Source organism: Geomonas sp. (assembly GCF_056994735.1).
Genome location: NZ_JBXKJL010000278.1, coordinates 1 through 3899, shown reverse-complemented (window position 1 = coordinate 3899; position 3899 = coordinate 1). Strand labels below are relative to the sequence as shown.

The following is a 3899-nucleotide window of genomic DNA, read 5'->3' as shown; positions in this document are numbered from 1 at the left end:
CAGCTTCCAAAACTGTCATTCCCGAAGCGATTCTGATCGGGAATCCAGCTCCTAAACGACGTGAAATCTGGATCCCCGATAAGGGCATTCGGGGATGACAATCTCATAGCGGAAGATTAGCGCTAATTAGTAAGGAGAAAGAGAATGGAAACGAATTGGTACAGTCTGAAGCTCGCTGCTGACGAGGTGGCGGCAGGACGCGTCGCCGAATGCCAGGAGGCCTTTGAAAAAGCCTTCGCCGCTGCACGCGGCCCCCGCATGATGGCTCTCTTCAAGAGTGATCGGGAGGGAGGCGGCCTCGAGCTCTTCTTCACCCCGGAATGCGGCAGTCATGCCCGCGAGCTCCTGGAGCGCTGGAACTGCACGCCTTGCGAGCGCCCTACGCCGATCGGGCTGCAGCTTCTCGTCGGTCACCATGAGATTACTTATTACCTGCCGTGAGAGAAAGGTTGAGGGTGGAGGGATAATTATCGCGGTGAGGGCTCCATCCTCATTTGCCTCCTAACGGAAAGCGGCTAGACTAGTTGGGTACAATCTGCAAATAAATCCCCAGATGCCAAGCTCACATGAAAGAAGGAGGAAATCATGACGCGAGTACCTCATCAGCACTACCTGAATTTCAAAGAGCGGCACGCCGGGGTGGTCGCCGCAGTCGAGAATCTGCGAGCCGTCGCCCAGGCTTCCGGACCGCTGGACCAGAAGACCCTGCACCTCGTCCAGCTCGCCGCCTCAGCCGCCCTCATGTCCCACGGCTCGACCCACAGCCACACCATTCGGGCCCTGGAGGCAGGCGCCACTCCGGAAGAGATACACCACGCCGTCATCGCGCTGATCAGCACCATCGGCTTTCCCAAGACTGCCGCGGCCCTTGCCTGGGTCGATGACGTCCTGGAGAGAGGTTACTGATGGAAGCCTCCGGGAGAGAAGATACCGCCTGCGGGTAGGGGGCATCGATGATCCGTGGCAAGGTATCCGACTTTTTCAACTGGATAGGGAGCCTGTCCTCCGCGGCCATCACCGCCATCTACCTCTTCAGCAGCCTCTGCTGGCTCTTCGTCGCCGACCTGGTCTTCGACCTCTGGCTCGCGGACCGGCCGGAACTGCGGGCCATGGCCTCCTGGTCGCTGGAACTCCTCGGCGTTTTCAGCATGGCGGCTATCGTCTACCTGCTGACCTCGATCAGCCAGGCGCGGCACCTGAGCAGCCAGCAGCGCATCCGGGAACAGGCAGCGCGTGACGGCCTGACCGGGCTGTACAACCGGCAGGCCTTCGACGACTTCCTCATCCAGTCGGTCGAGTACGCCAAGCGCCGCAGGGAGAACCTGGCCCTGCTCTTTCTCGATCTGGACCGCTTCAAGGAGATCAACGACAAGCGCGGGCACTTTGGCGGGGACCTGCTCCTGATGGACGCCGGCCGGCGCCTGACGGAAGGGTGCGCCAGGCGCGGGGAGGATATCGTCGCCAGGGTGGGTGGGGACGAGTTCGCGGTCCTGCTGCGCCATCCCGAAGACCCCGACGGCCCGACGGTGGTGGCCGAGCGCGTGCTGGAGATGATGTCCACGCCCTTCGACATCGAAGGGTACAAGGTGAAAACCAGCGCCAGTATCGGTATCGCCCTTTACCCCGCCGACAGCGACGACGCCATGGAACTCTTCAAGATGGCGGACGTCGCGCTCAACCAGGCGAAGCAACAGGGACGCTCCACCTTCTGCTTTTATGGGGGGGAATGGCAGGAAGAGCGCGACCAGAGGGTGCAGCTGGAGCAGGGGCTGCGGCGGGCCATCACCCACGACGAGCTCTTCCTGGTCTACCAGCCCAAGCTCGACATCACCACCATGCGGGTCATCGGCGTCGAGGCCCTGGTGCGCTGGAACCATCCCCAACTGGGCGTGCTTGGCGCCACAAGTTTCGTGCCGCTGGCCGAGAACGCGGGGCTGGTCTGGCCGATGACGGAGTGGGTGGTGAATGCGGCCTGCCGTCAGGCCGCCCGGTGGTACCATGACGAAGGACTGGATGTAAACGTCGCGGTCAACATGCCGCCTTCGGTCTTCACCCACGAGGACCTGGAGCAGGTCATAGAAGACGCGCTTCACGAAGGTGGCTTGCCGCCTGACCGCCTGACGCTGGAGATCACCGAAGAGTCGCTGATGATCTACGAGAAGGAGTCCCTGGAGGTGCTGGAGCGCCTGCACCGTATGGGGATAAATGTCCAGATCGATGATTTCGGCACCGGCTATTCCTCGCTCTCGTCCCTCAAGCACTACCACTTCCAGGCGCTGAAGATCGACCGTTCCTTCGTCAACGATGTGGTTACTTCCTCCGATGATGCGGCTATTGCCACCACCATCATGTTCATGGCCAAATGTCTCGACATGGAAGCCATCGCGGAGGGGGTCGAATCCGAGGCGCAGAAGGATTTTCTCACCTCGATCGATTGCCGCTACATGCAGGGCTTCTACTTCGCCCGTCCCATGAGCCCGCAGGACGTCAGCGCCTTCATCGCCAGGTCAAATCCCGTCATAGGTTAGCCGCCTGCCGATGCACCTTGCTCGGATGCTTCCTTTGCAATCCGGCAGCCCCCCGATGCCGCCGGTCCCGGCGTTGGAGCCCGATCGGCACCCGGCGGCCCCTGCCCGAGATTGACCGCCCCGTTGCTTGAAATGGGGTATCCCTTCGATATAATGATCACGCTAATTAACCCCACGGCGCAGGCATTACAAGGAGTTGGTCATGTCCGAAAGGCAGAAGACGGTTGGCGTGCTGACTGGTGGCGGGGACGTCCCCGGCCTGAATCCGGCTCTGAAGACCCTGGTGAACCGCGCCGCGGATAACGGCTACCAGGTGGTGGGGATACGTCGCGGCTGGGGCGGTTTGCTCAACTACAATCGCGACGATCCGGAATCGATGGAACAGCTGATCATGCCTCTGGACCGGCATGCCGTGAGGACCGTCGACCGCACCGGAGGCACCTTCCTCCATACCAGCCGCACCAATCCCGGTAAGGTCAGCACCCCGGAGGTCCCCACCTTCCTGCAGGGGCCCGACTTCGACGCCTCGGCTGCCGGGACCCACGACTTCACCAGTCACGTGCTGGGGAACCTCGAGCACCTCGGCATCGACGCCCTCATCCCGATCGGCGGAGACGACACCCTGAGCTATGCCGAAAGACTCCACCGCGAGGGCTTCCCGGTGGTCGCCATCCCGAAGACCATGGACAACGATGTCTTCGGCACCGACTACTGCATCGGCTTCTCCACCGCGGTGACGCGCAGCGTCAACTTCATCCACAGCCTGCGGACCAGCGCGGGCTCGCACGAACGGATAGCCGTGGTCGAGCTCTTCGGCCGCAACTCAGGTGAAACCTCCCTGATTTCCGCATACCTTTCCGGGGTGGACCGTGCCCTCATCTCGGAGGTCCCCTTCGACGTGGAGAAGCTCTCGCACCTGCTGCAGGAGGACAAGGGGGGGAACAGGAGCAATTACGCCATGGTTACGGTGTCGGAAGGAGCTTCCATGGTCGGGGGGCAGATCGTCGAGTACGGCCAGGAGGATGCCTACGGGCACAAGAAACTCGGCGGGATCGGCGTGGTGGTGAGTGAAGCGGTGAGGCAGCTGACGGGGTCGCACATCATCTACCAGCAGCTCTCATATCTGATGCGCAGCGGCGCCCCCGATTCGCTGGATCTCATGGTGGCCTTCAACTACGCCAACATGGCCATGGACCTGGTGGCTGAAGGGATGTCGGGAAGGATGGTTGCGCTGCAGGGGGGCACCTATTGCCATATTCCCATCAGTTCGATCATGCAGGGGCTGAAGCGGGTCGATGTCGCGGAACTTTACGACTCCCAGGAGTACCGCCCCAAGGTGCGGCATGTGCTCGGCAAGCCGATGTTCCTTTA

At 61.8% G+C, this 3899-nt stretch carries 4 protein-coding genes; all 4 read left to right on the top strand.

The features are described from left to right. Window positions 1-144 precede the first annotated feature (144 nt). Complete coding sequence (locus AC11W3_RS12030; RefSeq protein ID WP_484088470.1) at window positions 145-441, top strand: hypothetical protein; 297 nt, start codon at window positions 145-147, stop codon at window positions 439-441. A 144-nt stretch (window positions 442-585) separates the two neighbouring features. Continuing rightward, complete coding sequence (locus tag AC11W3_RS12025; protein WP_484088471.1) at window positions 586-906, top strand: carboxymuconolactone decarboxylase family protein; 321 nt, start codon at window positions 586-588, stop codon at window positions 904-906. Between the two features lie 47 nt (window positions 907-953). Beyond that, on the top strand, window positions 954-2528 hold the full coding sequence (locus AC11W3_RS12020) for a putative bifunctional diguanylate cyclase/phosphodiesterase (RefSeq protein WP_484088472.1): 1575 nt from the start codon (window positions 954-956) through the stop codon (window positions 2526-2528). Between the two features lie 202 nt (window positions 2529-2730). After that, window positions 2731-3899, top strand: a 1169-nt coding sequence (locus AC11W3_RS12015; RefSeq protein ID WP_484093080.1) for a 6-phosphofructokinase, incomplete at its 3' end; no start/stop codon positions are given.